Raw genomic sequence first — 26,115 nt, 5'->3', positions numbered from 1 at the left:
ATGCCCAACTCGAATCCGGTATCCGCGTGGAAGGCACTCAAGGACGGTAACGCCCGCTTCGTGGCTGGCGAACCGCAGCATCCCAGCCAGGACATCGCGCGCCGAGCCAGCCTGACGCACGCGCAGAAGCCGACCGCGGTGGTGTTCGGATGCGGTGACAGCCGGGTGGCCGCTGAGATCCTGTTCGACCAGGGACTGGGCGACATGTTCGTCGTCCGCACTGCGGGCCACGTGATCGACAACGCGGTGCTCGGCTCGATCGAGTATGCGGTTTCGATCCTCGAGGTGCCGCTGATCGTGGTGCTTGGCCACGACAGCTGCGGCGCGGTCAAGGCCGCCATCAACGCACTCGACGACGGTCAGGTGCCCGGCGGCTACGTGCGCGACATCGTCGAGCGGGTCACGCCGTCGATCCTGATGGGCCGGCACGCCGGTATCAGCCGCGTCGACGAATTCGAGGCCTGGCACGTCAAGGAGACGGTCTCGCAGCTCCAGATGCGCTCGTCCGCGATCGCCCAGGGGCTTGCCGCGGGCACGCAAGCCATCGTCGGCGCGACCTACCATCTGGCCGACGGCCGGGTCGAGATGCGCAGCCATCTGGGCGACATCGGCGAAGCCTGACGCGAAGCTCACCGCCGACACGCCGGGGCGCCTGGGCCGAGTAGGCATGACCTGGGCTTACCGTGAAAGTCGTGTTGGATCTCGAACCTCAGGGCCCCCTGCCCCCGGAGATTTACCGGCGGCGCAGGGCGCTGGCTATCGGAATCGCGGTAGTCGTCATCGGGGTCATCGCCGCAATCGTCGCGGTGATCGTCACCAACAGCTCGGGTGCCGAGACCAAGTCCGCCGACCAGCCCACCGCAACGGCCGCCCCGCCGACTCCGCTGCCCGGCGAGAATCCGGAAGTCAAGACCCCGGTGGTACCGCCCGCGCAGCAGGCGCCGCCGCCCACACCCACTCCCACCGCCGCGGTCACTCCGCCGCCGGTGCTCAAAGAGGGCGACGACTGCCCCGATTCGACGCTGGCCGTCAAAGGCATCACGAGCCAGCCCGAGTATGTGGTCGGCGATCAGCCGAAGTTCACCATGGTGGTCACCAACATCGGCCTGGTCGCGTGCCAGCGCGACGTAGGCGCCGCGGTACTGGCCGCCTACGTCTACTCGCTGGACAACACCCGGCTGTGGTCGAACCTGGACTGCGCCCCGTCCAACGAAACCCTGGTCAAGACCTTCAACCCGGGCGAGCAGGTCACGACCGAGGTGACCTGGACCGGGATGGGTTCGGCCCCGCAGTGCCCGCTCCCGCGGCAGGCGATCGGGCCGGGCACGTACAACCTGATCGTTCAGCTCGGCAACCTGAGATCGGCGTCAGTGCCGTTCATACTGGCGCAGCCGAATCCTCAGCAGCCCGCGCCGCCACCGGCCGACGCGCCCGCCGTGGAAGCGCCCGTCCCGGGTAACTGAGCAGACTCAGGCCAGCCGGTCGGCGATCGTCGACTCGGCCAGCAGCGACAGCCCTTCTCGGATATGGCGGGCCCACATCGACCCGATGCCTTCTACCGACTGCAGGTCGTCGGCGCTGGCCGCCAGCAGGCCCTGCAGTGACCCGAAGGAACGCACCAGCAGGTCCACGTGCGCGAACTGCAGCCTCGATATGCCTGCCATCGCGCGGTAGCCACGGGAGCTCATCGCCGAATCCTGCGCCTCGGCCGTCGACGGGTACCCGAAAACCCTTGCCAGCGTGGTGAAGTCGAGCAGCTCGTTGTCGGTCAGCGCATCCAGTTCATCGAGTGTCGCGCTCACCTGAGCGGCGGTCGGCGGGTCGGGGTTGGCGTGGTAGTCGCGCACGATGAGCTCGCGGGCGGTGTCGTTGTCGCCCACCAACTCGTCGAGCTGCAGCTTGAGCTGACGGCCGTCGGTGCCGAGTTCGACCACGTCGGCGTCGATCTCGAGGCTGATCCGCCGCACCATCTCCAACCGCTGCACCACGGTCATGACGTCGCGCAGCGTCACGAAGTCCTCGATCTCGGCCGTCGAGAGCTGCCGGCTCACCTCGTCGAGGCGGCCCTTGTAGCGTTCGAGGGTCGCGATGGTCTGGTTGGCCCGAGACAGGATGGTCGCCGAATCCGGCACCACATGGCGTTCGCCCGCGACGTAGACCGTCACGATGCTCATCGAGTGGCTCACCGACACGACCGGATAGCCGGTCTGGATGGCCGTGCGCTCGGCGGAGCGGTGCCGGGTGCCGGACTCGTCGGTCGGGATCGAGGGATCGGGCACGAGTTGGACGTTGGCGCGCACGATGCGGCTTCCGTCACTGGACAGTACGACCGCGCCGTCCATCTTCGACAGCTCACGCAGCCGGGTGGGGGCGTAGCGTACGTCGAGCACGAAGCCGCCGTCGCAGATCGCCTCGACGCTGTCGTCGTAGCCGAGCACGATCAGTGCGCCCGTCTTACCTCGCAGGATGCGTTCCAGCCCATCGCGCAGCGGCGTGCCAGGGGCGAGCCGGCCGAGCGTTTCGCGCAACGTCGGCCGGGCCAGGTGCACGACGTTGCGCCCGGTTCTGCCGCCGGACTTCACGGCCATCAGCCCTCCTAGTGTCGGCCGCTATTTGGCGCCATCCTCTCCGATGTCCTTCAGCGCCCGCAACGCCGCCCCGATGTTGTCGACCGTGATGGCCCGCAGCCCATTGGGTACGGAGTTAATCCCGGGCGGCACCACGGCGATGTTGAAGCCCAGCCGGGCGGCCTCGGTGAGCCTGCGTTCCATGCCCGTGACGCGGCGCAGATCGCCGGCAAGCCCGACCTCGCCGATCGCCACCGCATTCATCGGCAGCGCGATCCCGAGGTAGGCCGAGCCGATGGCCAGCGCCACCGCGAGGTCCGCGGAAGCGTCGGTGAGCCGCATACCGCCGACCGTGGACAGGTAGAGGTCATTGCCGCCGATAGGCAACCCGCAGCGGGTCTGCAACACGGCGCCGATCATCGCGGCGCGGGCCGAATCGATACCGCTGACCGCGCGGCGCGGCGGGCCGGCCGGGGCCGCGACGAGTGCCTGCACCTCGCCGATCATCGGGCGCTTGCCGTCGAGCGTCACGGTCACCGAGGTCCCGGGGACGGGCGCGGTCCGCTGGTCCAAGAACAGACCAGACGGATCGCTGACGCATTCGATCCCGTTGTCGTGCAACTGAAAACACCCGACCTCGTCGGCCGCGCCGAAGCGGTTCTTGACCCCGCGCACCATTCGCAGGCTCGAGGTGTGGTCGCCCTCGAAGTGCAGCACGACGTCGACCAGATGCTCCAGCGAACGGGGACCGGCTATCGCGCCGTCCTTCGTGACGTGACCGACCAGGATCATGGCCACCGCCGGGTCTCCCGTGGCCATCTTGGCGTAGGCCGTGAGCGCCGTCGTCACCGCACGCACCTGCGTGACCCCGCCCGTCACGCCGTCGGCCTCGGTGGTGGACATGGTCTGCACCGAGTCGACCACCACCAGGCTGGGCCGGACCTCGTCGATGTGGCCGAGCGCGATCTGCAGGTCGGATTCGCCGGCCAGGTACACGTTGTCGTGGGTGCAGCGGGTGCGTTCGGCCCGCAACCGGATCTGGCCCGCCGACTCCTCGCCAGACAGGTAGAGCGCGCGCCTGCCGGTGTGCGCCCAGCGGTTGGCCACCTCGAGCAGCAGCGTCGACTTACCGACCCCTGGATCGCCGGCCAAAAGCGTCACCGAACCCGCAACGAGCCCGCCGCCGAGCACGCGGTCGAGTTCGCTGACTCCGGTGGAGTAGTGCCGGGTGATGCCGGGGTCGATCGAGGTGATCGGGACGGCGGGGGATGTGGGAGCGACGGACCGCCGGACCGAGCCGCCGACCGAGGACAGCACGGCTACCTCGTCGACCGTTCCCCACGTGCCGCAATTGGCGCAGCGGCCGACCCACTTGGGCGTGGCGTGCTGACACTCCGAGCAGCGGTACTGCGAACGTACTTTCGAACCGGCCACGCAGTGACAGTATCGGCTGACACCGACACTTCCGGTCACGACACCCGCTGCGGCCTAGTGGTGGCCGCCGGCCTCGCCGCCCTCGGCTTCCTGGGTCTCACCGGTCTGATCGCGGCGCGGTTCGTTACCCGCCGAGATCGGCACGGCGACGGTGGTTTCGCCGTTCTCGAAGTTGAACGTGAAGTCGTAGAGCAAACCGTTGGTGACCGGCTTCGTGAGCGAAACCTCAGCCGTGACGGCGTCAGCGGATTCGGCCTCCTCGACCGGCGCGATCTGCCCGTCGGGTTCGCCGACGAGGAGGACGCCACTCGCCGGGACGGTGCTGTCACCCGACAGGGTCACCTCGCCGACATCCGACGTGATCGACACGAGCTTGTTGTCGGCCTCGGGGGAGTCGTTGACCGCGACGAACAACAGCTCGACCGCGGAGCCCGGCTGGACGTAGTCGCCCTGCTGCGGGGCACGCAGGTGCACATTGCGCAGCGAGACCTCGCCGGCCTGGGCGTTTACGCCGTTGACCGCGGGCTCCTGGGTGGCTGTCTGGGAGACCTGCCCGGCACCACATGCGGTGAGTGCCACGGCGGCCAGGCCGCACGCGGCCAAACCGGCCGAGGCGCGGAATGTCAAGCGGTTCACTCAAGCCTCCTGAACTGGGTCGCCCATCTTCGACTATGCAGAGTAGTAGGTGGCGGTGATAGGCGGAATACGAGGGCTTGGTGGAGGGCCCGATCTGCGGTCGAACTTGTTCGGAACGTGTTTGCGCGGCGGTCTCTTTCAGGCCCGGCAAACGTGCTGTGGTTGCACGGTTTCGTCACCATGTCAACCCCTACTCTTCACCTGCAGTGCCCCTGACCTGCGCCGTTGGTCCGCGTGCGATCGAGGCCCGTGTTAGCATGGAGTAGCGAAAGGGGCTCGAATCAGATGATTTTTAAGGTCGGAGACACCGTCGTCTATCCACACCACGGTGCTGCGTTGATCGAGGCGATCGAAACCCGGACTATCAAAGGCGAGCAGAAGGAATATCTCGTCCTCAAGGTCGCCCAGGGGGATCTGACCGTTCGAGTACCCGCAGAGAACGCGGAGTATGTCGGTGTTCGTGATGTCGTGGGCCAGGAAGGTCTCGACAAGGTTTTCCAGGTGCTGCGTGCGCCGCACACCGAAGAGCCGACCAACTGGTCGCGCCGCTACAAGGCCAACCTCGAGAAGCTGGCCTCGGGCGACGTGAACAAGGTTGCTGAGGTCGTCCGCGACCTGTGGCGTCGTGATCAGGAGCGCGGCCTGTCCGCCGGTGAGAAGCGCATGCTGGCCAAGGCTCGGCAGATTCTCGTCGGTGAGCTCGCGCTGGCCGAGAACACCGACGATGCCAAGGCTGAGACCATCCTCGACGAGGTTCTGGCCGCCGCGTCCTGACACGCTGTGGCAACGGTTGCCGTCGTCCCGGCTGCCGGCTCTGGTGAGCGGCTCGGCGCGGGTCGACCGAAAGCATTCGTCAAATTGGGGGGTTCGCCCCTGTTGGAGCACGCCCTCGCGGGGCTTCGTGCTTCTGGGGTGATCGACCGGGTCGTGGTCGCGGTTCCGCCCGCACTGACCGACGAGTCGAAGCTCGTGTTCGGTGGCGACGCCGAAATCGTCGCCGGTGGTGCCGACCGGACGGAATCCGTGGGGCTGGCGCTGGCAGCGGCCGGCGATGCCGAATTCATCCTGGTGCATGACGCCGCGAGGGCGTTGACGCCGCCCGCCCTGATCGCCCGCGTCGTGCAGGCGCTGCGGGACGGGCATGCGGCAGTGGTTCCCGGCCTCCCGCTGGCCGACACCGTCAAAGCCGTCGACGCGAACGGTGCGGTGCTCGGCACACCGGAACGCGCCGGGTTGCGTGCCGTGCAGACTCCCCAGGGTTTTCACGCCGACGTGCTGCGCCGCGCCTATGGGCGCGCAGGTGCGGGTGGCGTGACCGACGACGCGTCGCTCGTCGAGCAGCTCGGCACCCCGGTGCAGATCGTGGACGGGGATCCGCTCGCGTTCAAGATCACCACCCCGATGGACATGCTGCTCGCCGAGGCAGTGCTGGCCAGGAACTCGTGATGCTGCCGAGGGTCGGGCTGGGAACCGACGTCCATCCCATCGAGGCGGGCCGGCCGTGCTGGCTGCTGTGCCTGCACTTCGACGACGCCGACGGCTGCGCGGGCCATTCCGACGGCGACGTCGCCGCGCACGCCCTGTGCGACGCCTTGCTGAGCGCTGCGGGCCTCGGCGATCTCGGGACGGTGTTCGGCACCGGGCGCCCGGAATGGCAGGGGGTGAGCGGCACCGACATGCTGCGTCACGTGCACGGATTGCTTCAGACAGCCGGTTATCGCGTCGGCAACGCCGCGGTGCAGGTGGTCGGTAACCGGCCGAAGGTCGGGCCGCGCCGGGAGGAAGCCCAGCGGGTGCTCTCGGGGTTGGTCGGCGCGCCGGTGTCGGTATCGGCGACCACCACCGACGGCCTCGGGCTCACCGGTCGGGGCGAAGGATTGGCCGCCATCGCGACCGCTCTGGTAATTCCCGCTGAATAGCCCGGTAAGCTGGCGCGTCGTGAGCGGAGCGAACGGTCGGCCGAAGTGACCGACACCGACCTACGTCTCTACGACACCATGGCCGGTGCCGTACGTGATTTCGTGCCGTTGCGGCCGGGCCACGCCTCTATCTACCTGTGCGGCGCGACCGTGCAAGGTCTGCCACACATCGGTCACGTCCGTAGTGGGGTTGCGTTCGACGTGCTGCGCCGCTGGCTGACCGCCAACGGCTACGACGTCGCGTTCATCCGCAACGTCACCGACATCGACGACAAGATCCTCAACAAGGCCGCCGATGCGGGCCGCCCGTGGTGGGAGTGGGCCGCGACCTATGAGCGCGCTTTCACGGCCGCCTACGAGGCGCTGGGAGTGCTGCCACCGTCGGCCGAGCCCCGCGCCACCGGGCACATCACCCAGATGGTCGAGCTCATCGAGCGCCTCATCGACAAGGGCCATGCCTATGCGGCGGGCGGCGACGTGTATTTCGACGTGTTGAGCCTGCCGAGCTACGGGGAGCTGTCCGGTCACCGGATCGACGACGTGCACCAGGGCGAGGGTGTGGCGACCGGCAAGCGCGATCAACGCGACTTCACGCTGTGGAAGGGCGCCAAACCCGGTGAGCCGTCGTGGCCGACGCCGTGGGGCCGCGGCCGTCCGGGTTGGCACACCGAATGTGTGGCGATGTGCGAGGCCTACCTGGGTGCTCAGTTCGACATCCACGCCGGCGGTATGGACCTGGTCTTCCCGCACCACGAGAACGAGATCGCTCAGGCAGTCGCGGCCGGTGACGGCTTCGCGCGGTACTGGCTGCACAACGGCTGGGTCACCATGGGCGGCGAGAAGATGAGCAAGTCGCTGGGCAACGTGCTCGCCATTCCCGCTGTGCTTCAACGGGTTCGGGCTGCCGAGTTGCGGTACTACCTGGGCAGTGCGCATTACCGGTCCATGCTGGAGTTCTCCGAGACCGCGCTGCAGGACGCGGTGAAGGCCTACACCGGCATCGAGGATTTCCTCCACCGGGTGCGCAACCGGGTCGGCAGCATCGCGGTGGGTGAGTGGACACCGAAGTTCGCAGCGGCACTCAACGACGACCTGTCGGTGCCGATCGCACTGGCCGAGGTGCACGCCGCACGGGCCGAGGGCAACCGGGCGCTCGACGCGGGCGATCACGCGGGAGCGATGGCTCAGGCCACCGCGATCCGGTCCATGATGGGCATTCTCGGCTGCGATCCGCTCGACGAACGCTGGGAGTCGCGCGACGAAACATCGGCTGCGCTGGCCGCCGTCGACGTTCTCGTGCAGTGGGCGCTGACCAGCCGGACCGAGGCCCGCGCAAACCGTGACTGGGCGGCGGCCGACGCGATCCGGGACCGCCTCAAAGAGGCCGGTATCGAGGTCACCGATACCGCCGACGGCCCGCAGTGGGCCCTACTCGATCGGGATATCAAGTAATGGCCGGAAATTCACAGCGCCGCGGCGCGATTCGCAAGTCCGGAACGAAGAAAGGGCCGCCGGTCGGGTCCGGCGGCGTACGCCGTCGTGGCCTCGAGGGCCGCGGCGCGACCCCGCCCGCGCACATGCGGCCCAACCATCCGGCCGCCAAGAAGGCGGCCAAGGCGGCCCGCCAGCAGCAGGGCCGCCCGCGCAAGACCGACGACACCGAACTCGTGCTCGGCCGTAACCCGGTGCTGGAGTGCCTGCGGGCGAAAGTCCCCGCGACCGCGCTGTATGTTGCGTTGGGCACCGACGCCGACGAGCGGGTCACCGAGGCCGTTCAGATCGCCGCAGACCGGGGCATCTCGATTCTCGAGGTACCGCGCACCGATCTCGACCGGATGAGCTCTAACGCACTGCATCAGGGCCTCGGCTTGCAGGTGCCGCCGTACAACTACGCCCACCCCGAGGATCTGCTCGCGGCGGCCAAGGCCGAGTCCACGCCCGCACTTCTGGTTGCCCTCGACAACATCTCCGATCCACGCAACCTCGGCGCGATCGTGCGTTCGGTGGCCGCGTTCGGCGGCCACGGTGTCGTGATCCCGCAGCGCCGTTCGGCCTCGGTGACCGCGGTGGCCTGGCGCACGAGCGCCGGCGCCGCGGCCCGCACGCCGGTAGCCCGCGCGACGAATCTCACCCGGACACTGAAGAGCTGGGCCGACGCCGGCCTGCAGATCGTCGGGCTGGACGCCGGCGGCGACACGACACTCGACGAACTCGACGGCACGGGCCCCATGGTCGTGGTGGTCGGCTCCGAAGGTAAAGGGCTCTCGCGTCTGGTCCGGGAGAACTGCGACGCGGTGGTGTCGATCCCGATGGCCGGGCCCACCGAGTCGCTCAACGCCTCGGTCGCCGCGGGCGTGGTACTCGCCGAGATCGCGCGCCAGCGCCGCGGCTAGGTCAGCCCTTGCGGGGCTTGCGCAGCGTGAAGCGGTCCACCGGTGTCGTCTCGCCGAACAGGCCGGTCACTGCGAAATACGTTGCCTGGATCGATGTCTCACCGCCAGGCGACCCCGGATCGACATCGAACATGACGAACCCGTAGGCGTTGTCAAGGTCGCGGAAGGCCGACCACGGCGCTGACTCCTCGACGTATCGCGGTTTGCGTTTCTTCAGCGCGGGGTCGGGTGCCTCGACCCCGGTGAGCACGCGGCAACGTCGTTCGGCGAAGAACATGCGGTTGGACGGTATCGACGTACCACCGCCACCGATTACGAGATGCACTGTGCCGCTGCCGTCTTCGACAGGATTCGGGGTCAGCGTGTCGGTCGGCAGCGTGCCGCGGACCGGGTGCGAGCGCTCGTAGTGATGCTCATGGCCGCACACCACCAGGTCCACGCCGTAGCGGTCGAACAGCGGCAGCCAGTTCTCGCGGATGCCGAGGTCGGCCCCGTTGGTCCGGTCGGCGGTCGACACCGCTGTCTGGTGCATGCAGACGACGATCCAGTCGATGTCGGCGTCGGCGCTGGTACGCTTCAATTCGCTTTCCAGCCAACGTCTTTGAGCTCCCCCGGAGTAGCCATGGACGTAGGAGTTGCCGCCGTCCTGGTAGCACACGTCGTCATTGTTGAGGCTGATCACCCGCACTGCACCGGCGGTGAACGCGTACCACATGCCGCGCAGCTCGGCGTCGGCTCCGGAATCGGGCAGCGCGAAGTAAGCCTGGTAGGCGCTGTAACCGATCGGGCCGTTGCCGAGCTCGTTCTCGTGGTTGCCTGCCGCTGGCATCCACGGCCGGTAACGCGCCGACCGGGAGTTGTTCTCGAACCAGTTCGACCACGTCCTGACGCGGTCGCCGGACAGGTTGGCATAGCACAGATCGCCGTTGACCAGATTGAACAACGGCCGCATCCGCTCGACCGCGCTGGTGATGTCACCAGCCGCGGGCGATCCGAGGCTGTCGCTGCCGAACGCGTCGGCGACCATCGCGTCCAGCGTCGGCGTCGACTGATCGCCAAAGCTGGTGAAGCGCAGTGCGGCCCGTCCTCGCGGCGCCGAACGGACGGTACCGAGTTCGGGATTCGCGCCGTCGTGCACGGCGGCGTAGACGTAGTCGGTGTCGGGCAGCAGGCCGGTCAGCCGGGCATGGTGCACGCGGATTTCGGTGCCCGACTGCGCATCGCGATAGGTGACGGTGTCGGCCGGTGCGGTTTCACCGAGGCCATCGCTCGGGGTGCCGAACATGACTCGCGGCTTGCCGACCGCGACGTCGGTATGCCACGACACCACCACCTCGGATGCGGCATCCGCGCCGTACTGCAGGTGCAGACCGCTCACTCGCGGTGCGCCGCTGCGGTCTTCGCGCTGCCACAGGTCCGGCCCGCTCGTGGTGGCCCGCACGATCTCGTCAGCGGCGACGCCGACGCCCGCCCCCAGTATCGCGGTGGTGCTACCCGCCAATAGCAACGTTCGTCTGCTCACGCCGGAGTTGTCGGTCACCTGCGCCGTGCTACCCGGTCAACACGAACGGCGCGGCACGGCCAAGTGAACAGAGTCGGCACCGCAGAACCGACCGCGGCCGTCCGACCGCTGTTCGTGTCGGCGTAACCCATGGCTAGACATGGCCCGTGGACGATGTGTGCGTGAAGACACAGGTCCGCGTCGAGCCGCCGGACTCGACGATCACGCTGTCGTACCGCGGCCGGTTCGGATTCGGCATCGACCAATGGGCGTATGTGCCGTTCGACGTCCCGGAAGGGGTGCGGCGGATCGACGTCAGCACGGTCCACAGCCGCTTCTCCCTTGGCGCCGTCGTCAACAACGTGCTCGATCTCGGCATCTTCGGCCCGGCGGGCCACGAGCTGGGGAACATCGCAGGCTTCCGCGGCTGGTCCGGCGGCGCGCGCAGCGAATTCAGTCTGTCGGCCAGCCATGCGACACCCGGCTATTTGCCGGGTCCGATCGATGCCGGCCGCTGGATGCTGGCCTTCGGGCCCGTCGTGCTCAACCCGTTGGGCATGACGTGGCAGGCCGACATCGCGTTGAGCTGTGGCGTCACGGGCTTGCAGCGCCCGCAAGCCGACCCGGCCGCCCCGACGGACCGCGCTGCGGGCTGGTACCGGGGCGATCTGCACCTGCACACCGTCCATTCCGACGGCAGATACCGGCCCGCTGAACTGGCGGCCGTCGCGCGCACGGCCGGGCTCGATTTCATCGTGTCGACCGACCACAACACGAACTCGGCGAACCGGGTGTGGCCCGAATGCGACACCGAGGGCCTGGTCGTGGTCGGCGGCGAAGAGGTGACCACCCGCCACGGACACTGGCTGGCCGTGGGGCTGGGCCCACGCGACTGGGTCGATTGGCGCTACACGCCGTCCGACAGGGTGTTTCGGCGTTTCGCGGCTGAGGTCCGGGCGGACGGCGGGTTCGTTGTCGCCGCGCACCCCGCTGTGCCGGTGCCGGGATCGGCGTGGGAGTTCGGGTTCGACGACGTCGACGCGATCGAGGTGTGGAACGGCGCCTGGAACGTGGATGACGAGGCTTCCCTGCGCATTTGGCACCGACTGCTCCGCCGCGGACGCCGGGTCGTCGCGGTCGGGGGCAGTGATTCGCATGGTCCCCATCAGCCGGTGGGGCGTCCGCAGACCGTCGTGCGTGCTGAAGGTTCGTCGGCGGCCGATCTCGTCGCCGCGCTGCGGCGCGGCCGCTGCTATCTCGCCGAGTCCAGCGCGGTGCAGTTGACCCTGACAGCGAGTTGCACGGTGGGCGGGCACATTCTCGCTGCCGGTCCGGGTGACACGTTGCCGGTGGCTCCCGGCGCCGCGGACGTCACGGTGACAGCCGCGGTGAGCGGTGCCCCGAACACCAGGATGGCGATCATCACGGGTGCCGGACGCGTCGCCGATGTGCGCATCGATCAATCCGGCGCGGGCTCGATTCGGTGGACCGGATCCGGCGATTCGATGCGTTTCGTCCGGGCCGAGGTACGTCGCCGCGCGGTCCCGCGACCGATGGTGGCGTTGACGAATCCCGTGTGGCTGCCTGCGATCGTTGAGCGCGGCTAGACGCCGAATATCCGCAGACCCGCCCACAAGCCGAGAACCGCTGCCACGAGAGTCAGCGGCACCGTACACAACCCGACGACGCTGAACTCGGTGAACGGGGCGCGCAATCCATTGCGGTGCACGACGTCGCGCCACAGCAGATTCGCCAGCGACCCGACGTAGGTGAGGTTCGGCCCGATGTTCACCCCGATGAGCACGGCGAGGATCGCGCCAGGGCCGGACGCCGCGACCAGTGGTAGCAACACGAGGACCGCTGGCAGGTTGTTGACCGCGTTGGACAGCACCGCGGCGACGGCGGCCAACCCGAGCAGGGCCGGAAGCGAGTTGCCGACAGGCAGCACATCCCGCATCACGTCGTCGAGGCCGTGCAGCATGACCGCGTCGACGACGATGCCGAGGCACAGCACGAACGCCAGGAACGGCAGGTTGACCGCGCGCACGATTCCGGTGACGGTGCTGCGGCCGCTGCCCAGGCTGCGTGTCCCCAGCACGACCGCCCCGGCGAGCGCCGCCCACGCGGGGGAGTGGCCCAGTAGCGACGTGACGACGAATCCGGCCAGAGTGGCTGCCAGCACGGCGAGCACGAACACCGGTATCTCGGGCGCGGGTGGCGCCGCGGCAGGCTTGGTGGCCTTCAACTCGCGGCGGAAATACCACCGCAGGATCAGGAACTCGACGGCCAGCGCCGCGAGCCACGGCAGCGACATGACCGCGGTGAACTGGATGAACGAGATGCCCGCCGTCGTGAAGGCCAGCAGGTTGGTCAGATTGGACACCGGAAACACCAGCGACGCGGTGTTCGCCAGATGGGCGCTCACGTAGGCGTGCGGCCGCGCCGGGACCGACATCGCACGGGCGCTCGCGAGCACAACGGGCGTGAGCAGCACGGCTGTCGCGTCGAGACTCAACGCGGCGGTGGTCGCGGCGGCGATCAGGAACACCATCGACATGAGCCGGCGTGGGTTGCCGGCGCTGGTCCGCGTCATGAGCGTCCCCGCGGCGTGAAAGAGCCCCTCCTTGTCACAAATGTGCGCGAGCACGAGAACCGCGGCGAGAAATCCCACGACCGGCAGCAGCCTGGTCACCTCATCGGTGGCCTGCTCGACAGTGATCGAGCCGACCGCGATCAACAGGCCCGCCGCCGGAACCGCCACCGCGGCCTCTGGCCAGCCTTCCGGCCGAGCCAGCGCGAACACCAGAACGACGGCCAGCAGCACCACCGCCAGAATCACGTGGCAGATCCTTTCGGCCAGTCGAACATTCGGTGACTATTCGCACGGTCGCCCCGTGCGGTCCCGACCGTACCGGCCGGGGTGGATAGCGTGGTCAACCATGCGTAGGGCTGCCTCGTTACTCATGCTGTTCACACTGGCCGCCGCCTTCCAGTCTGTCCCGCAGGCAGCCGCCGCGCCCGACGGGTTCGACCTGCAGTCCCATCGGGGCGGCCGCGGCGAGACCACCGAAGAGTCGTTACGGGCGTTCGCGAAGTCACTCGAGCTGGGCGTCAGCACCCTCGAACTCGACATCGTGCTCACCAAGGACCGCCAGCCGCTGGTGTGGCATGACCCGGTCATCGAGGCAACGAAATGCTCTGACACCGCGCCCGCGTTCCCCGGTGACCCCATGTATCCCTACGTCGGCAAATTGGTGCACGACCTCACGCTCGATCAGGTCCGAACACTCGACTGCGGCAAGCTGCTGTCCGGCTACCCGGACGCCGAAGTGGTGCGCGGCAACAAAATCGCCACTCTGCCCGAGGTATTCGCGCTCACCGACTCCTACCGGGCCGATGTCCGTTTCAACATCGAAACGAAGATCGAGGCCGACAAGCCCGAAACATCAGCCGGCCCACAAGAATTCGTCGACGTGATCCTGGCCGCTGTCCGTGCCGCGGGCAAAGCGGGCAGAGTCGACATCCAGAGTTTCGACTGGCGCACACTGCCGTTCGTGCAACAGGCCGATCCGTCGATTCCGCGGGTCGCCCTGTGGGACGAGACCACGTGGGTTCCCGATTCGCCATGGCTGGCCGGGGTCAATCCGGCCGTGGTGGGCGATCCCATCGCAGGTGCAATGCTGGTGGGGGCCAATGTGCTCTCGCCCAACTACAGCCTGGTCACCGATCGCGCGTTCGTCGACCGGGCACATGAATTGGGGCTGAGGGTGATTCCGTGGACCGTCAACGACGTCGAGACGATGCACGCCCTGATCGGGTTGGGAGTCGACGGGATCATCACCGACTACCCGACCCGGCTGCGGTCGGTGCTGGCCGAGCTGGGCATGCCGCTGCCGCCTGCGTATCACCGGGTCAGCTGAACACCCACGGGTCGCTCGCCTCCCACAGCGTGGGTAGGTGCAGTGCGACACCGTCCTGTTCGGCCAACCGCGTCAGCACCCGCATCGAGACGTCCAGATCGTCGCCGGCGTAGGGCAGCGCGCGCAGCGGCTTGTGCAGTGGCCGGAAGAAGTCGTCCCAGTGGATGAGCACGACGCGCCGCGCGCCGACGGCCCGGACGGTCTCGGTCCAGTAGTCGTGCAGATAGTGCTCGGGCTGCAGGCCCAACTGTCCCACGCCGAGATAGACGACGTCGGCACGTTGGCCGGCCAGCGCGCCCGCGACGGCGCCGGCACTGCCGACGATCAGCAGGCGCCGGTCGCTGTCACGGTGATGGATGAGCGTCGACCAGGCCTCACCGCATTTGTAGGCCGAGGCTTTGACGGGCGGCACCACCGGTTCGGAGATGATGCCGGGAAACCGGTCGGGCGGACAGTGTTCGGACTCGAAGAGCGTCACGTCGTAGGCGCCGAGCGGAACCGGTTCACCGGGGGTCACGGTGACGAGTCGGTCGGCAGGCAGGCCGCCCCCGCGACCGACCTGTGCGGCCGAGGCTCCGCCCACGAGCTGTGCACCGGTGCGTGCGGCGACCACCGCCGAATCCATCGCGTGGTCGAAATGGGTGTGTACCGGCAACACGGCGGCGAGGCGCTGCACGCCCAGCCGGCCCAGGCAGCCGTCGATGCGGGGCAGTGACGACGCGACTTTCCCGAAGCCAACGGCCAAGAGCGCGGGCCGCGAGAAAAAGCCGTCGGTCAGGACGGCCGACGAGCCGTCATCCACCAGCAGCGTGGTGACCCCCGCCCAGGTGACTGTGACCGGGGACTGCGCGGTTGCCGCCGGCGCATCGAAAAACCGTGCGTAGGACGCCAGGTCGGGCCTGCCGGGTTTGAGCCGCATGGCCCCACCATAGAGGCGCCTATCCGTAACGCCTGCGGAACTTCTCCACCTGCCCGGCGGAGTCGATATGCCGTGCCGAGCCGGTCCAGAACGGATGCGAGTCGCTGGTGACGTCGACGACGATCAACGGCAGCGTCTGTACGCCCTGCGGCGTGGGCCATTCCACGGTGCGCGTGCTGGTCGCGGTCGACCGGGTGAGGAACTGCTTGCCGGTGGCCGCGTCCTGGAACACGACGGGGTGGTAGTCGGGGTGAATTCCTGGCTTCATTGCTGTTCTCCTTGTTGGCGGCCCGGTGCGGCGGTCTCGCCTGCTCCGGGTTGGTCGTCGCACGGGTCTTCGTGCCAGTCCCCGAACGGGTCGGGGTAGTGCTCCCATTCGCCGGGCCTGCCGAGTTCGTCGTCGGTCAGCAGGGCGCCGCGCAACGCGTCGACGATGTCGTCGGGCCGTGCCCCGCAGATCAGGACGGTCAGCGATACGTGACGATCGCCGAACCGGTCGTCCCAGTCGATGGCGGCCATCGCGAGCCGTTCGGGGTCGACGTAGGCCCGCTCGCTGGAATCCATTGCCGCCAGCCACTTTCCGGCGTTGCTGAAATGCATCCCACCGCCCGCGGATTCGATCCACATGACGTCAGTGGGCCGGTTCGCGAGCCAGGCCCGGCCACGGGTGCGCACGACTCCGTCGAGTAGCAGGTCGATGGCCGCGTGCAGACGTAGCGGATGAAACGGCCGTCTGGCAGTGAATTCGACGATCCCGACCTCGCCGTCGCGGTCGAGTGGGGGCTCACCGGCCAGCAGCGGATCGTGCGGAGAGGCGGCGCGGCCACGCCGGCTGTCGGGTTCGAGGTGCGCGAGTGCCATCTCGACGCGGTCGGAGCCGACTGTGATGCGGGCCCGCGGTGCGAGCCGGCGCAGCACCGCCAGGGTGGTGGCCTCGGGCTCGGTGAGCACCAGTACGTCGGCGAACTCGGCCTGGCCGACCACCACCTGCGCGGCAGTGCGGCCGTCATCGAGTTCGTCCTCCCCGACGGCTTGATGCAGCCACAGTGTGGTGTCGATACAGCTGACGACCGCCTCGATACTCACGTCGCGTGCCGCCGGTCCGTTGATGTAGCCGGGGCCGACACACACGTGGATGTTGTCGATCGCCCAGCACACGGGCTCGGGTTCGAGCCAGGGCATCAGTTGCACGACGATGCGCGTGACGTCGCTGCGCCGGTGCAGGCGGCGGAGGAGTATGAGCAGGTCGTCGCGCACCGTGCAGGACACGCAACCATGGGCCAGTTCAAGCGGCCAATCCGACGTGTCGGCCGCGGTACCCACCGTGCGCAGCACCACCTGGCCGTCGTAGGTGTGGCGGACCAACACGGTCCCCGGCTTGCGGCTCAACTGCTCGACAACGCGGTCGGTGTCGCCCTGGCCTGCGACCAGCACAACGGGGGTTCTCACCTGGCCTCCCGATTAGCTAATGAAAACGATTATCATTATGTTTAAGTCACCGTACCTCGAGACGAAGGAGATTCAATGTCGGCCCACTGCCAAGTAACCGGGCGAGCGCCCGGCTTCGGCAACACGGTGTCGCACTCACACAAGCGGAGTAGCAGGCGCTGGAACCCGAACATCCAGAGCAAGACCTACTACCTGCCGAGTGAGGGCCGCCGGGTGCGGCTGCGGGTCAGCGCCAAGGGCATCAAGGTGATCGACCGCGACGGCATCGAGGCAGTCGTCGCCCGGCTGCGCAGGCGAGGGGAGAAGATCTGATGGCGCGCACCGACATTCGGCCGATCGTGAAGCTGAAATCCACTGCCGGAACCGGCTACACCTACGTGACGCGCAAGAACCGGCGCAACGATCCGGACCGGATCGTGCTGAAGAAGTACGACCCGGTGATCCGCAAGCACGTCGACTTCCGCGAGGAGCGCTGATGGCCAAGGTGTCCAAGATCGTCAAGAACGAGCAGCGGCACAAGCTGGTCGAGCGCTACGCCGAACGGCGGGCCGAGCTCAAGGAGATCATCCGGAATCCGGCGAGCACGAGAGAACAACGGGCCGCGGCGGTTTCGGCGTTGCAGCGACTTCCGCGTGACTCAAGTCCGGTGCGGCTGCGCAACCGCGACTCCGTGGACGGCAGGCCGCGCGGCCACCTGCGTAAGTTCGGGCTCTCCCGGGTTCGGGTCAGGGAGCTCGCGCATCGCGGCGAGCTGCCCGGCGTGCGGAAGTCGAGCTGGTAAATGGCCAAGAAGACTCCGCGAAAGCGCACGCCCGCAATTGAACTCAAGAAGCCGAGGCGCAATCAGCTCAAGGCTCTCGGCGTCACACACGTCGACTACAAAGACGTCCAACTGCTGCGGACCTTCATCAGTGAGCGGGGCAAGATCCGCTCGCGGCGGGTCACCGGGCTCACCCCACAGCAACAGCGACAGGTTGCCACGGCGATCAAGAACGCCAGGGAGATGGCACTGCTGCCGGTGGCGGGCACCCGCTGACGGCCGTCAATAGGCGTATGGGTGGGGTGGCGGATCGGTCCGTGACACGTTGTGCACGGTTATCGTGGGTATCGTGCGGCCAGTCGAATCGCTCTGTCCGGCAGGCACTTTGCCCTCCACACTGATCCAGGTGTTCTCGGGGTAACTCGCGACGTCGGCGGCCGCTGGTCCCGACAGCCGGATGCGGGCGAGTTGCGCATCGGCCGCACAACAGATGATCACCACGCGCGCCAGATCGGTGCGGTCGCCGTCGCGCATCGTGAATCCCGTGACGGTGATCGTGCGGTCGTCGAGCGTGCCTGCGGTGTCCTGTGCGACGCGGATGAGCACGTCGGGCAGTGAGACCTCCGGGGCGCGTCCGTCCGGCAGCGGCGGAAACGGTCTGCGCAGCACATCGGTCGACACCTCGGTCACCGATGCAGCCTCCGGGCGGATCGCGGGCGGTACCACGAAGGCCAGCAGGGCGATCGGGATGAGCAGTAGCCAGGCGACACCCGGTCGATGGTGGTGATCGTGGCCGTCGGCGTGGCCGCGGATGTCGCGCACGATCGCCGCGAGCGCGAGTGCGATCAACAGCACCGCGGTGGCGACCAGATAGGGCAGCAGGGACGGTTTGACATAGCGCGTGTAGGCGCCGGTGGCGGCGATGATCGCGGTGCTGACGCCGATCAGCAGTAGCAGGGCGTTCTCGGTCTCGCGGCTCACTGCGGCCCCAGCACGATCAGTCCGACCGCCGTGGCGACCAGCGTTGCCACCACGAAGGTCGCAGGCGCGAAACGGATTGCGAAGGCCCGGCCGAACATTCCGACCTGCATCGCGAACAGCTTGACGTCGACGGCAGGTCCCACGACCAGGAACACCAGGCGGGGCAGCAGCGGCAGCATCGTCAGGCTCGCCGCTACGAATGCGTCGGCCTCCGAGCAGAGCGCGAGCACCACGGCCAGGACTGCCATGGTGATCACCCCGAGCACGATCTGGCCGGCAAGGTGTTCATAGACCCAGCCCGGTACCAGCACGTGCAGTGCAGCGGCGGCGGCCGCGCCGACAACCAGGTACGAGCACGCGGACAGGAAGTCGTGCCTGGCCGCCTCGGTGAACACCGCCCACCGCGGACCGTCGCCGCCATGGAGTTCGGGCAGCCGTCGGCTGATCCACTCGGGCCTGCCGAACCGGGCCCAGGCCGCACCCATGATCAGTGCGGTGAGCAACGATGCCGCACACCGGGCGGCCACGAGCTGCGGATGGCCGGGGAAGGCGACGGCCGTAGCCACCAGCACCACCGGATTGATCGCCGGTGCGGCGAGCATGAACGTCAGTGCCGCCGCCCCCACACCGCCTTCGCCGAACAGCCTGCGCGCCACCGGCACCGAACCGCATTCGCAGCCCGGTAGTGCGGCGCCGCCGAGACCGGCCGCCAGGATCGCCGCACCGGTGCGCTCGGGCAGCCAGCGGGCCAGCCGGTCCGGCGTCACGAACACCGCGATCAGCCCGCTGATCACCACGCCGAGCGCCAGGAACGGCAGCGCCTGGACGAACACGCCACAGAACACCGTGGCTCCGGTCGCCACATCCGGCGTGCCTTCCACGAATGCGCGCAGCGTGCTACCCGCGAGTGCGAGCGCGATGATCCCGACGACGAGTATCTGCATAGAACTCGGCCGCAATCTCGATACCGCCGAATCCGTGGCCACGCGGCCATGATGCCAGGAGCGTTTGGGAATCGGCCCGCGCCGCGGCAGGCAGTCGACAATCATTTTCACTAGTTGGCGTTAGGCTTGGCGAATGGTGTGGCATGGCTTGCTGGCAAAGGCCGCGACGACAGTGGTAACGGGTGCAGTCGGGGTCGCTGCGTATGAGGGACTTCGTAAAGCGGTCGCGAAAGCGCCCGTTCGTGAAGCGGCGGTGACGACGACCGCATGGGCGTTGCGTGGAGCACGCAAGGCCGAAGAAGGAGCGGAGTCCGCTCGGTTGAAGGTTGCCGATGTGATGGCTGAGGCGCGAGAACGGATCGGCGAGGAAGTGCCGCCGCCTGCCGTGGGTGACGCCGAACATTTGCACGACCACTGAGCCCGTGGCGAGCCTCACGGTGGTGTCCGATGCCGCGGGCCGGATGCGTGTGCGCGCTCCGTGGTTGCGCGGCGATGCGGTGCGGGCGGTTGCGGTCGAGGACGCCGTCGACCAGGTAGCGGGCGTGCGTGCGGTACACGCCTTTCCGCGCACCGCATCGGTGGTGGTGTGGTACTCGCCGAAGCGCTGCGATCGTGACGCGGTGCTGTCTGCCATCACGACGGCTGCCGAGGTGGCGCGACACCTGGTGCCCGTCCGTACGCCGCGCTCCGCCGACGTCCACAACGCCGACATCGTCCGGATGGCGATCGGTGCTATCGCCTTGGCATTACTGGGAATTCGCCGTTACGGGTTCGCGCGTCCCCCGCTGCTCGGGCCGACCAGCCGCACCTTCGCCACCGGGGCAACCATAATCACCGGCTATCCGTTCCTGCGTGGGGCATTGCGCACTCTCGCCGGTCGCCGCGCCGCCGGAACCGATGTGCTGGTGTCGGCGGCGACCGTGGCCAGCTTGGTGCTGCGGGAAAACGTCGTGGCACTCACGGTTCTGTGGTTGCTCAACATCGGCGAATACCTCCAGGACCTGACGTTGCGGCGAACCCGTCGCGCCATCGCCAACCTGCTGCAGGGCACGCAGGACACGGTATGGCTGCGGATGTCCGATGGGACTGAGGTCGAGGTCGGCGTCGACACTGTGCGCATCGGCGATGAGGTGGTCGTCCACGAGCAGGTGGCGCTCGCCGTGGACGGTGTGGTCAGTCAAGGCGAGGCGATCGTCGACCAGTCTGCGATCACCGGGGAGAACCTACCGGTCGCAGTGACGGCCGGTAGCAAGGTGTTCGCCGGGTCGGTCGTGGTTCGTGGCGAGCTCGTGGTCAGGGCAGAAGCGGTGGGGCGGCACACGACGATCGGCCGGATCATCACCCGCGTCGAAGAGGCGCAACATGATCGTGCACCCATCCAGACGGTCGGCGAGAACTTCTCGCGACGCTTCGTCCCTGCCTCGTTCCTGCTTTCGGCCGCGACACTCGTCGTGACCCGGGATGTGCGGCGGGCGATGACGATGCTGCTGGTGGCCTGCCCGTGCGCCGTGGGGCTGGCGACACCGACGGCGATCAGTGCCGCGATCGGCAACGGCGCGCGCCGCGGCATCCTGATCAAGGGCGGTTCGCATCTGGAGCAAGCCGGCCGGGTTGACGCGGTGGTGTTCGACAAGACGGGCACGTTGACGATCGGCCGTCCGATCGTCACCAACGTCGTTGCCTTCCACAAGGATTGGGAGCCCGAGCAAGTTCTGGCCTATGCCGCCAGCTCGGAGATCCACGCTCGTCATCCGCTGGCCGAGGCGGTGATCCGGTCGACGCAGGAACGCCACATCGTGATACCGCCGCACGAGGAGTGTGAAGTCCTCGTCGGGCTGGGAATGCGCACCAGGGCCGACGGTCGAACACTTCTGCTGGGAAGTCCGTCGCTGCTGAGCAAGGAAAAAGTGCGGGTGACCAAGCGTGCCTCGGAATGGGTGGACAAGCTGCGCAAGCGTGCGGAGACGCCGCTGCTGCTCGCGGTCGACGGCAAGCTGATCGGCCTCATCAGCCTTCGAGATGAGGTCAGGCCAGAGGCTTTCGAGGTGTTGAATGCCCTGCGTGCGACGGGCGTGCGCCGCATGGTGATGTTGACCGGCGATCACCCGGACGCCGCGGCCGCCGTCGCCGAGGAGCTCGGAATCACCGAGTGGCGTGCCGAGGTGATGCCAGAGGACAAGCTCGCAGTGGTACGCGAGCTTCACGACGAGGGGCACACCGTCGCAGTCATCGGCGATGGTGTGAACGACGCACCGGCGCTCGCAGCAGCCGACATCGGTATCGCGATGGGTCTTGGCGGCACCGACGTCGCAGTCGAAACCGCTGATGTCGCGCTGGCGAGCGACGATCTACGACGGCTGCTCGACGTGCGCGACCTCGGGGGCCGTGCCGTGGATGTGATCCAGCAGAACTATGCGATGTCCATCGCGGTGAACGCCATCGGCCTCGTCATTGGGGCCGCCGGCGCGTTGTCGCCGGTGCTCGCCGCGGTACTCCACAACGCGTCCTCGGTTGCGGTGGTGGCCAACAGCGCTCGCCTTATTCGGTATGAGTTGACTCCAACTGAGCCCGGCGGCGGCGCACGGCGATCACGTGGTCTGTCACCGTAGCGACCTGCCCTTGCGGGCCGGTGGCTTCCTTCTCGATCGCGGCCACGCGCAGCCGATCCCATTGACCGTCATCGAGTTCCAGCGAGTCCAGAACCTCATCGGGTGACAAGAACCGATGTTCGGGGATATCCCATGACCACGGTGCCGCAGAGCCATGGTCGACGATCAGTAGAAGTCCGCCCGGAGCGACGGCCTCGGCGGCACGCCGCAGGATCTGTGGGCGTTGCAGCCGGACCGGGGAATGCAGGTACTGCGCTGACACGAGGTCGAACGTGCCGGTCGGGAAACTCTCGCTCAGGTCGTGGCGCTGAAAGTCGATCACACCGTCGACGTGAAGTTCCCGCGCGCGGTGTGCGGCGAGTTCGAGGGCGCGGGATGCGACGTCGACCGCGACGACTTGCCAGCCCCGCTGGGCGAGCCATATCGAGTCGCCGCCTTGGCCACAGCCCAGGTCCAGGGCACGTCCCGCCGACAGGGTCGATGCCAGCTCGGTGAGGTGCGGGTTGACCCGACCACTCCACGACTGGCCGGTGTTTCCATAGACGGTTTCCCAGAACTCCTGCGGATCGCCGGCCGGGTCGTAATCCGGTGTGGCAGTTCGGCTTGGTTGAACGTCACGCTGCATGTGTCCATCGTCATGATCCCCGCAGCCGGGTGCAAGTCGGTTTGCCGAGTCGGCAAATAATGGCTTTATGTCAAAGACGCAACACCGATGTCCAGTGGTCGATTGCCGGTGATGGGGCGGTAGTCGTGTCGCCGGTGATGACGGCGATGAGCGCATGGGATACGCCGCCTAATCCGATCCCCGTGGCGTGTGCCGCGCCGACGATCGCCTGCAGTGCCTCACGCTGTGTGCAGCGGCGAATGCCCATGTACGCGCCCAATGCAAGGTCGATCTCGCGGCGAGAGAATTGATCGCTGCTCACCGGTTCAGAAAGGTATCCACTTGTCAGATACCCAGTTTCAGAGATGCGCCGGCATCGACGAAGAGCTGCTGCCCGGTGACGTAACGGGATTCATCGGAAGCGAGGTACACCACCGCGTGCGATATGTCTGACGGCTCGATGTAGGGGATCGGCATGGCCTGCATGTATGGGAAGGTGACCTCGGCGTCTTCACGGGTGGGTTCGGTCAGGTCGGGTCGAAATGTCTTGTACATGGCCGAGTTCTGCAACATGTCGGTGTCGACGTTGGTCGGGTGAATGACGTTGACCCGGATGTGTTGCGGGCCCAGCGTCAACGCCAATGAGCGTGTGTAGTCGCGGATCATCTTCTTGGCCAGGCCGTATCCGTCACCACCGGGCCCTTGTAGGCCGCCTTGCCCGTTGACGCCGCCGGCCTGGGGTACCAGGCCGGCCACGGAACCGGTGACGATGACCGACCCTCCGGCATCCAGGTGCGCAAGGCCGACATGGACGGTATTGACCACCCCGACGAAGTCGACATCGAAGGCATCGATGAAACCCTGGACGGGAATGTCGTTGCCGAGTGGGCAGATACCGGCGTTGGCAACGATGACGTGCAGGCCGCCCAGTTCGGCTACGGCGCCCGCGAGAAACGTCTTGAGGCCGGCCCGGTCCCGGACGTCGACCTGTGCGGAGATGGCGCGCCTGCCGGCCTTCTCGACAAGTCTGGCCGTCTCGTCGAGATCGGCAGCTGTCGCGAGCGGATACTGATTGCTGTCGATGTTCTCGCCGATGTCCACCAGAATGAGGTCGGCGCCTTCGTCGGCCAAATGCACAGCGTGGCTGCGGCCTTGGCCGCGCGCTCCACCGGTCACGAACGCGATCTTGTCGGCCAGTCGGCCCATGGTTCCTCCTCTCACCGGCCTCTAACGTGCTGTTGAAGCCCCGCGTTATTGAAAATCGTTTTCGACAAGGGTTGCGTGGCACTGTAGCGTGAAACCGGTCTATTGAAAACCATTACCGATAAGGGGTGCGATGCGTACTCCGGTGGTGCTCGTCTGCGGGCACGGGTGTTCCAATGGTGTCGCGGCCGCATTGGTGCAGGCAGCCGGCACTGTGGTGGTCAGCCATATGCCCGACGGACATGTGCTGCGTCGCCGGGTCAGCAAGCTGCGGGACAGTGAGTGTTACACCAGCGAATCGGTTCTCGAGCTTGCCGGCGGCTGCATCGACCGCGCGATCCGCGACGACGTGCTGGTGCTGTTGCGGCGGTTGTCCCGTCGGGCGGACGTCCGCCGCATCGTGCTGTTACTCGGACCGTGGGCCGAACCCGAGCGCATCTGCCACGCAATCAACCACGTGCCGGTGCATATCGGGGAGGGTTGCCCCGACGGACCCGCGGCCGGTGATGTTGTGATCAGCGCAGTGGTGACGTGCATCGACACCGACGTCTGGATGACCCATGCGACGAGCGACGAGGAAGTCGACGACTTCCGGCCGGTTGCCCAGGTGGTTGTCGGGCAGGTCGAGTTCGCCGACGTCCTGGTCTTGACCGAACTCGACGGTGTGACGCTGGCCGTGCTGCGCCGGCTGGCGCCGCGATGCCGAATCGCTTGGGAGCCTTCTCAAATCGAATCGGCGCTACGCGACCTCGATGCGTGGTCACGCCGCGGCGCCGACGTCGATCCCCATGAATCCCTGCTTGCCGGGCAGCCGCCGCTGACACCCGACTGCGACGTTTCGCTGGTCGAGTTCGTGGCGCAACGCCCGTTTCATCCCGGTCGGCTGCACACCGGGATTGACGTCCTATTGGACGGTGTCGTGCGGGCCCGCGGGCGGATCTGGCTGGCCAGCCAGCCGGACACGGTCATTTGGCTTGAGTCCGCCGGGCCGACCATGCGCATCGCGGACGTGGGGCGATGGCTCGCGGCGATGAGCGCGGCCGAACTCGCCACCGTCGGGGCCGAGCGTCAGGCGTTGGCCGCATCGCATTGGGACGACGAGTACGGCGATCGGCATGTGGCGATGACGGTGCTGTGTTGCGGGGCGATCCCCGAGGTGGTGGTCGAGACGCTGAACGCGGCCCTGCTGACCGGCGATGAGTTCGCGCGGCCCGAAGATTGGTGCAGCTACGACGATCCGTTCGGCGATTGGCGGGAAGTGCCCTGTGACGGGTTGGTCGGCTACGACGACGAGGGCGGGCTGCGCAGCCGCAGCGATCAGGAGCGACCGTGAAACCGGATCGCCGATGGGTCATGGCACCGCGCAGATGCTTGGCAACGGCAGGTCACTGCCTTAATATCTTCGTATGTCCGAAGATAAGAAGACATGCAGCTTTGGGCCGGAGAGTGCGTACGTGGATCTGGCCACTGAGGTGTTTCGGTTGCTGTCGGATCCGACGCGGATCAGGATCATCCTTGCGTTGCGCGACCATGGCGAACTGTCGGTGAACCGACTTGCCGAGATCGTGGGAAAAACGCCGACGACCACATCGCAGCATCTGGCGAAACTGAGGTGGGGGCGAATCGTGGGGGTTCGTCAGGATGGGACGCGCATGTTCTATCAGCTCGTCGACGATCGGGCGCGAGAACTGGTGGCGCTCGCGGTTTTTCAAGCCGAGCGGGTGCTGGAGGGCAGCTCCGCGCATGAGCGGGCGGGTGTGTCGCCGTCGGTGCCTGGCGAATTCGCCGACGAGGACAACGAAGCGTGACGGACTCACTCGGTGCTGCGCACGCCGGGTCACCGAGCCGTCGACGGTGGACGGGGAATCGACGCGAACTCCTGGACGTGCTCGGTAGCAGCGAGAACTTTCGCAGCGCGCAGCAGATCCACCGCGAGTTACGTCAGTACCGGTCGCTGCCGATCGGGCTGACGACGGTGTATCGCATCCTTCGATCCCTCGTCGACGATGAGATCGCCGAGACGCAGCGCGCTGAGGAGGGGGAGGTTCTCTACCGATTGCGTACGACGAACGAACATCGTCATTATCTGGTGTGCCGCCGGTGTGGGCGGGCGGTGGGTTTCACGGCGCCGGCATTCGAGGAGCACACCAGTCAGCTCGGCCGCCGGTCCGAATACACGGACATCACGCACTACTTCGACCTTTATGGGGTGTGTCCGAGATGCCGTGATACGCCGTCGGATACCGAGAGCGCCATCGCGTTGAATTGACATCCGC

General features: G+C 67.4%; 31 protein-coding genes. 18 read left to right on the top strand and 13 right to left on the bottom strand.

Annotation, left to right across the window (positions count from 1 at the left end):
- Nucleotides 1-621 (top strand): carbonic anhydrase, encoded by a 621-nt coding sequence (locus tag ACRCUN_RS23965; RefSeq protein WP_462144110.1) that lies wholly within the window; start codon nucleotides 1-3, stop codon nucleotides 619-621.
- 71 nt (nucleotides 622-692) lie between these two features.
- On the top strand, nucleotides 693-1,463 hold the full coding sequence (locus tag ACRCUN_RS23960; RefSeq protein ID WP_462144109.1) for a hypothetical protein: 771 nt from the start codon (nucleotides 693-695) through the stop codon (nucleotides 1,461-1,463).
- A 6-nt stretch (nucleotides 1,464-1,469) separates the two neighbouring features.
- Here ACRCUN_RS23960 and disA read toward each other — a convergent pair whose 3' ends face one another.
- From disA to ACRCUN_RS23945, 3 genes are read right to left on the bottom strand one after another with little or no spacing between them, the layout of a single operon-like run.
- Entirely contained in the window at nucleotides 1,470-2,549 is a 1,080-nt protein-coding gene (disA, locus tag ACRCUN_RS23955) for a DNA integrity scanning diadenylate cyclase DisA (protein WP_462144213.1), read from the bottom strand.
- A 60-nt stretch (nucleotides 2,550-2,609) separates the two neighbouring features.
- Nucleotides 2,610-4,001: a DNA repair protein RadA gene (gene radA / locus ACRCUN_RS23950; RefSeq protein WP_462144108.1), complete on the bottom strand. Its 1,392-nt coding sequence runs from the start codon at nucleotides 3,999-4,001 to the stop codon at nucleotides 2,610-2,612.
- Nucleotides 4,002-4,055: 54 nt separating this feature from the next.
- The gene (locus ACRCUN_RS23945; RefSeq protein ID WP_462144107.1) at nucleotides 4,056-4,637 is read right to left on the bottom strand and encodes a copper chaperone PCu(A)C domain-containing protein; all 582 of its coding nucleotides are present in this window, start codon (nucleotides 4,635-4,637) and stop codon (nucleotides 4,056-4,058) included.
- Between the two features lie 285 nt (nucleotides 4,638-4,922).
- Here ACRCUN_RS23945 and carD point away from each other — a divergent pair, with 285 nt between their 5' ends.
- From carD to rlmB, 5 genes are read left to right on the top strand one after another with little or no spacing between them, the layout of a single operon-like run.
- Entirely contained in the window at nucleotides 4,923-5,411 is a 489-nt protein-coding gene (gene carD, locus ACRCUN_RS23940; RefSeq protein ID WP_003921720.1) for an RNA polymerase-binding transcription factor CarD, read from the top strand.
- A 6-nt stretch (nucleotides 5,412-5,417) separates the two neighbouring features.
- The gene (gene ispD / locus ACRCUN_RS23935) at nucleotides 5,418-6,083 is read left to right on the top strand and encodes a 2-C-methyl-D-erythritol 4-phosphate cytidylyltransferase (RefSeq protein WP_462144106.1); all 666 of its coding nucleotides are present in this window, start codon (nucleotides 5,418-5,420) and stop codon (nucleotides 6,081-6,083) included.
- On the top strand, nucleotides 6,083-6,556 hold the full coding sequence (gene ispF, locus ACRCUN_RS23930; RefSeq protein ID WP_462144105.1) for a 2-C-methyl-D-erythritol 2,4-cyclodiphosphate synthase: 474 nt from the start codon (nucleotides 6,083-6,085) through the stop codon (nucleotides 6,554-6,556). The genes ispD and ispF overlap by 1 nt, the downstream gene beginning before the upstream one ends.
- 45 nt (nucleotides 6,557-6,601) lie before the next feature.
- Complete coding sequence (cysS, locus tag ACRCUN_RS23925; protein ID WP_462144104.1) at nucleotides 6,602-8,008, top strand: cysteine--tRNA ligase; 1,407 nt, start codon at nucleotides 6,602-6,604, stop codon at nucleotides 8,006-8,008.
- Nucleotides 8,008-8,949: a 23S rRNA (guanosine(2251)-2'-O)-methyltransferase RlmB gene (gene rlmB, locus ACRCUN_RS23920; RefSeq protein WP_462144103.1), complete on the top strand. Its 942-nt coding sequence runs from the start codon at nucleotides 8,008-8,010 to the stop codon at nucleotides 8,947-8,949. The genes cysS and rlmB overlap by 1 nt, the downstream gene beginning before the upstream one ends.
- 1 nt (nucleotide 8,950) lies before the next feature.
- Here the strand turns inward: rlmB and ACRCUN_RS23915 are convergent, their stop codons facing one another.
- Complete coding sequence (locus ACRCUN_RS23915; RefSeq protein ID WP_462144102.1) at nucleotides 8,951-10,489, bottom strand: purple acid phosphatase family protein; 1,539 nt, start codon at nucleotides 10,487-10,489, stop codon at nucleotides 8,951-8,953.
- 143 nt (nucleotides 10,490-10,632) lie between these two features.
- Between ACRCUN_RS23915 and ACRCUN_RS23910 the strand changes: the two genes are divergently transcribed.
- A complete protein-coding gene (locus tag ACRCUN_RS23910) occupies nucleotides 10,633-12,057 on the top strand; it encodes a CehA/McbA family metallohydrolase (RefSeq protein ID WP_462144101.1) in 1,425 nt (474 codons plus the stop codon).
- Here the strand turns inward: ACRCUN_RS23910 and ACRCUN_RS23905 are convergent.
- A complete protein-coding gene (locus tag ACRCUN_RS23905; RefSeq protein WP_462144100.1) occupies nucleotides 12,054-13,289 on the bottom strand; it encodes an SLC13 family permease in 1,236 nt (411 codons plus the stop codon). The genes ACRCUN_RS23910 and ACRCUN_RS23905 overlap by 4 nt on opposite strands.
- A 100-nt stretch (nucleotides 13,290-13,389) precedes the next feature.
- Between ACRCUN_RS23905 and ACRCUN_RS23900 the strand changes: the two genes are divergently transcribed.
- A complete protein-coding gene (locus ACRCUN_RS23900) occupies nucleotides 13,390-14,370 on the top strand; it encodes a glycerophosphodiester phosphodiesterase (protein ID WP_462144099.1) in 981 nt (326 codons plus the stop codon).
- Here the strand turns inward: ACRCUN_RS23900 and ACRCUN_RS23895 are convergent.
- From ACRCUN_RS23895 to mrf (ACRCUN_RS23885), 3 genes are read right to left on the bottom strand one after another with little or no spacing between them, the layout of a single operon-like run.
- The gene (locus ACRCUN_RS23895) at nucleotides 14,363-15,289 is read right to left on the bottom strand and encodes an MBL fold metallo-hydrolase (protein WP_462144098.1); all 927 of its coding nucleotides are present in this window, start codon (nucleotides 15,287-15,289) and stop codon (nucleotides 14,363-14,365) included. The genes ACRCUN_RS23900 and ACRCUN_RS23895 overlap by 8 nt on opposite strands.
- Before the next feature lie 19 nt (nucleotides 15,290-15,308).
- Entirely contained in the window at nucleotides 15,309-15,557 is a 249-nt protein-coding gene (locus tag ACRCUN_RS23890; RefSeq protein ID WP_462144097.1) for a type B 50S ribosomal protein L31, read from the bottom strand.
- A complete protein-coding gene (mrf, locus tag ACRCUN_RS23885) occupies nucleotides 15,554-16,738 on the bottom strand; it encodes a ribosome hibernation factor-recruiting GTPase MRF (RefSeq protein WP_462144096.1) in 1,185 nt (394 codons plus the stop codon). Before mrf (ACRCUN_RS23885) ends, ACRCUN_RS23890 begins: the two co-directional genes overlap by 4 nt.
- A gap of 75 nt (nucleotides 16,739-16,813) precedes the next feature.
- Here mrf (ACRCUN_RS23885) and rpmB point away from each other — a divergent pair, with 75 nt between their 5' ends.
- From rpmB to rpsR, 4 genes are read left to right on the top strand one after another with little or no spacing between them, the layout of a single operon-like run.
- Nucleotides 16,814-17,050, top strand: coding sequence for a 50S ribosomal protein L28 (gene rpmB / locus ACRCUN_RS23880; RefSeq protein ID WP_462144095.1), 237 nt, complete (start codon nucleotides 16,814-16,816; stop codon nucleotides 17,048-17,050).
- Nucleotides 17,050-17,214 carry a 50S ribosomal protein L33 gene (gene rpmG / locus ACRCUN_RS23875; protein ID WP_462144094.1) on the top strand — a complete coding sequence of 55 codons (165 nt, stop codon included), beginning with the start codon at nucleotides 17,050-17,052 and terminating at the stop codon, nucleotides 17,212-17,214. The genes rpmB and rpmG overlap by 1 nt, the downstream gene beginning before the upstream one ends.
- Nucleotides 17,214-17,519 (top strand): 30S ribosomal protein S14, encoded by a 306-nt coding sequence (rpsN, locus tag ACRCUN_RS23870; protein WP_462144093.1) that lies wholly within the window; start codon nucleotides 17,214-17,216, stop codon nucleotides 17,517-17,519. The genes rpmG and rpsN overlap by 1 nt, the downstream gene beginning before the upstream one ends.
- Nucleotides 17,520-17,774, top strand: coding sequence for a 30S ribosomal protein S18 (rpsR, locus tag ACRCUN_RS23865; RefSeq protein WP_067850458.1), 255 nt, complete (start codon nucleotides 17,520-17,522; stop codon nucleotides 17,772-17,774).
- A 6-nt stretch (nucleotides 17,775-17,780) separates the two neighbouring features.
- On the opposite strand, the gene ACRCUN_RS23860 is transcribed toward rpsR, so the two are convergent.
- Both ACRCUN_RS23860 and ACRCUN_RS23855 read right to left on the bottom strand, forming a co-directional pair.
- Entirely contained in the window at nucleotides 17,781-18,479 is a 699-nt protein-coding gene (locus ACRCUN_RS23860; RefSeq protein ID WP_462144092.1) for a TIGR03943 family putative permease subunit, read from the bottom strand.
- Nucleotides 18,476-19,423, bottom strand: coding sequence for a permease (locus tag ACRCUN_RS23855; protein ID WP_462144212.1), 948 nt, complete (start codon nucleotides 19,421-19,423; stop codon nucleotides 18,476-18,478). The genes ACRCUN_RS23860 and ACRCUN_RS23855 overlap by 4 nt, the downstream gene beginning before the upstream one ends.
- A 133-nt stretch (nucleotides 19,424-19,556) precedes the next feature.
- Here ACRCUN_RS23855 and ACRCUN_RS23850 point away from each other — a divergent pair, with 133 nt between their 5' ends.
- Together ACRCUN_RS23850 and ACRCUN_RS23845 are read left to right on the top strand one after the other, a co-directional pair.
- On the top strand, nucleotides 19,557-19,841 hold the full coding sequence (locus tag ACRCUN_RS23850) for a DUF1490 family protein (RefSeq protein ID WP_462144091.1): 285 nt from the start codon (nucleotides 19,557-19,559) through the stop codon (nucleotides 19,839-19,841).
- Nucleotides 19,842-19,884: 43 nt separating this feature from the next.
- Nucleotides 19,885-22,032 carry a heavy metal translocating P-type ATPase gene (locus ACRCUN_RS23845; protein WP_462144211.1) on the top strand — a complete coding sequence of 716 codons (2,148 nt, stop codon included), beginning with the start codon at nucleotides 19,885-19,887 and terminating at the stop codon, nucleotides 22,030-22,032.
- On the opposite strand, the gene ACRCUN_RS23840 is transcribed toward ACRCUN_RS23845, so the two are convergent.
- The 3 genes from ACRCUN_RS23840 to ACRCUN_RS23830 form a co-directional block, all read right to left on the bottom strand.
- Entirely contained in the window at nucleotides 21,962-22,657 is a 696-nt protein-coding gene (locus ACRCUN_RS23840; RefSeq protein ID WP_462144090.1) for a class I SAM-dependent methyltransferase, read from the bottom strand. The two genes, ACRCUN_RS23845 and ACRCUN_RS23840, sit on opposite strands and share 71 nt — an antisense overlap.
- A gap of 70 nt (nucleotides 22,658-22,727) precedes the next feature.
- Nucleotides 22,728-22,958, bottom strand: coding sequence for an ANTAR domain-containing protein (locus tag ACRCUN_RS23835; protein WP_462144089.1), 231 nt, complete (start codon nucleotides 22,956-22,958; stop codon nucleotides 22,728-22,730).
- A gap of 23 nt (nucleotides 22,959-22,981) precedes the next feature.
- A complete protein-coding gene (locus ACRCUN_RS23830; RefSeq protein ID WP_462144088.1) occupies nucleotides 22,982-23,842 on the bottom strand; it encodes a mycofactocin-coupled SDR family oxidoreductase in 861 nt (286 codons plus the stop codon).
- A 130-nt stretch (nucleotides 23,843-23,972) separates the two neighbouring features.
- On the opposite strand from ACRCUN_RS23830, the gene mrf (ACRCUN_RS23825) reads away from it, so the two are divergent.
- The 3 genes from mrf (ACRCUN_RS23825) to ACRCUN_RS23815 all read left to right on the top strand — a co-directional run bounded on the left by mrf (ACRCUN_RS23825) (nucleotide 23,973) and on the right by ACRCUN_RS23815 (nucleotide 26,108).
- Nucleotides 23,973-25,172 (top strand): ribosome hibernation factor-recruiting GTPase MRF, encoded by a 1,200-nt coding sequence (mrf, locus tag ACRCUN_RS23825; RefSeq protein WP_462144087.1) that lies wholly within the window; start codon nucleotides 23,973-23,975, stop codon nucleotides 25,170-25,172.
- A gap of 73 nt (nucleotides 25,173-25,245) precedes the next feature.
- Nucleotides 25,246-25,647 (top strand): ArsR/SmtB family transcription factor, encoded by a 402-nt coding sequence (locus ACRCUN_RS23820; RefSeq protein ID WP_085143336.1) that lies wholly within the window; start codon nucleotides 25,246-25,248, stop codon nucleotides 25,645-25,647.
- Nucleotides 25,644-26,108, top strand: a complete 465-nt coding sequence (locus ACRCUN_RS23815; protein WP_462144086.1) for a Fur family transcriptional regulator — start codon at nucleotides 25,644-25,646, stop codon at nucleotides 26,106-26,108. The genes ACRCUN_RS23820 and ACRCUN_RS23815 overlap by 4 nt, the downstream gene beginning before the upstream one ends.
- Nucleotides 26,109-26,115: the final 7 nt, after the last annotated feature.

It is taken from the genome of Mycobacterium venezuelense, from assembly GCF_054919535.1.
This window is presented reverse-complemented; position numbering and strand designations above follow the sequence as displayed.

Coding starts and splice junctions, on each gene's coding strand:
- ACRCUN_RS23965 (WP_462144110.1), top strand. CDS start 1: ATGCCCAACTCGAATCCGGTATCCGCGTGGAAGGCACTCAAGGACGGT.
- carD (WP_003921720.1), top strand. CDS start 4,923: ATGATTTTTAAGGTCGGAGACACCGTCGTCTATCCACACCACGGTGCT.
- ispF (WP_462144105.1), top strand. CDS start 6,083: ATGCTGCCGAGGGTCGGGCTGGGAACCGACGTCCATCCCATCGAGGCG.
- rlmB (WP_462144103.1), top strand. CDS start 8,008: ATGGCCGGAAATTCACAGCGCCGCGGCGCGATTCGCAAGTCCGGAACG.
- ACRCUN_RS23900 (WP_462144099.1), top strand. CDS start 13,390: ATGCGTAGGGCTGCCTCGTTACTCATGCTGTTCACACTGGCCGCCGCC.
- ACRCUN_RS23895 (WP_462144098.1), bottom strand. CDS start 15,289: ATGCGGCTCAAACCCGGCAGGCCCGACCTGGCGTCCTACGCACGGTTT.
- ACRCUN_RS23890 (WP_462144097.1), bottom strand. CDS start 15,557: ATGAAGCCAGGAATTCACCCCGACTACCACCCCGTCGTGTTCCAGGAC.
- rpmB (WP_462144095.1), top strand. CDS start 16,814: ATGTCGGCCCACTGCCAAGTAACCGGGCGAGCGCCCGGCTTCGGCAAC.
- rpmG (WP_462144094.1), top strand. CDS start 17,050: ATGGCGCGCACCGACATTCGGCCGATCGTGAAGCTGAAATCCACTGCC.
- rpsN (WP_462144093.1), top strand. CDS start 17,214: ATGGCCAAGGTGTCCAAGATCGTCAAGAACGAGCAGCGGCACAAGCTG.
- rpsR (WP_067850458.1), top strand. CDS start 17,520: ATGGCCAAGAAGACTCCGCGAAAGCGCACGCCCGCAATTGAACTCAAG.
- ACRCUN_RS23855 (WP_462144212.1), bottom strand. CDS start 19,423: ATGCAGATACTCGTCGTCGGGATCATCGCGCTCGCACTCGCGGGTAGC.
- ACRCUN_RS23850 (WP_462144091.1), top strand. CDS start 19,557: ATGGTGTGGCATGGCTTGCTGGCAAAGGCCGCGACGACAGTGGTAACG.
- ACRCUN_RS23845 (WP_462144211.1), top strand. CDS start 19,885: ATGCGTGTGCGCGCTCCGTGGTTGCGCGGCGATGCGGTGCGGGCGGTT.
- ACRCUN_RS23840 (WP_462144090.1), bottom strand. CDS start 22,657: ATGCAGCGTGACGTTCAACCAAGCCGAACTGCCACACCGGATTACGAC.
- ACRCUN_RS23830 (WP_462144088.1), bottom strand. CDS start 23,842: ATGGGCCGACTGGCCGACAAGATCGCGTTCGTGACCGGTGGAGCGCGC.
- mrf (WP_462144087.1), top strand. CDS start 23,973: ATGCGTACTCCGGTGGTGCTCGTCTGCGGGCACGGGTGTTCCAATGGT.
- ACRCUN_RS23820 (WP_085143336.1), top strand. CDS start 25,246: ATGTCCGAAGATAAGAAGACATGCAGCTTTGGGCCGGAGAGTGCGTAC.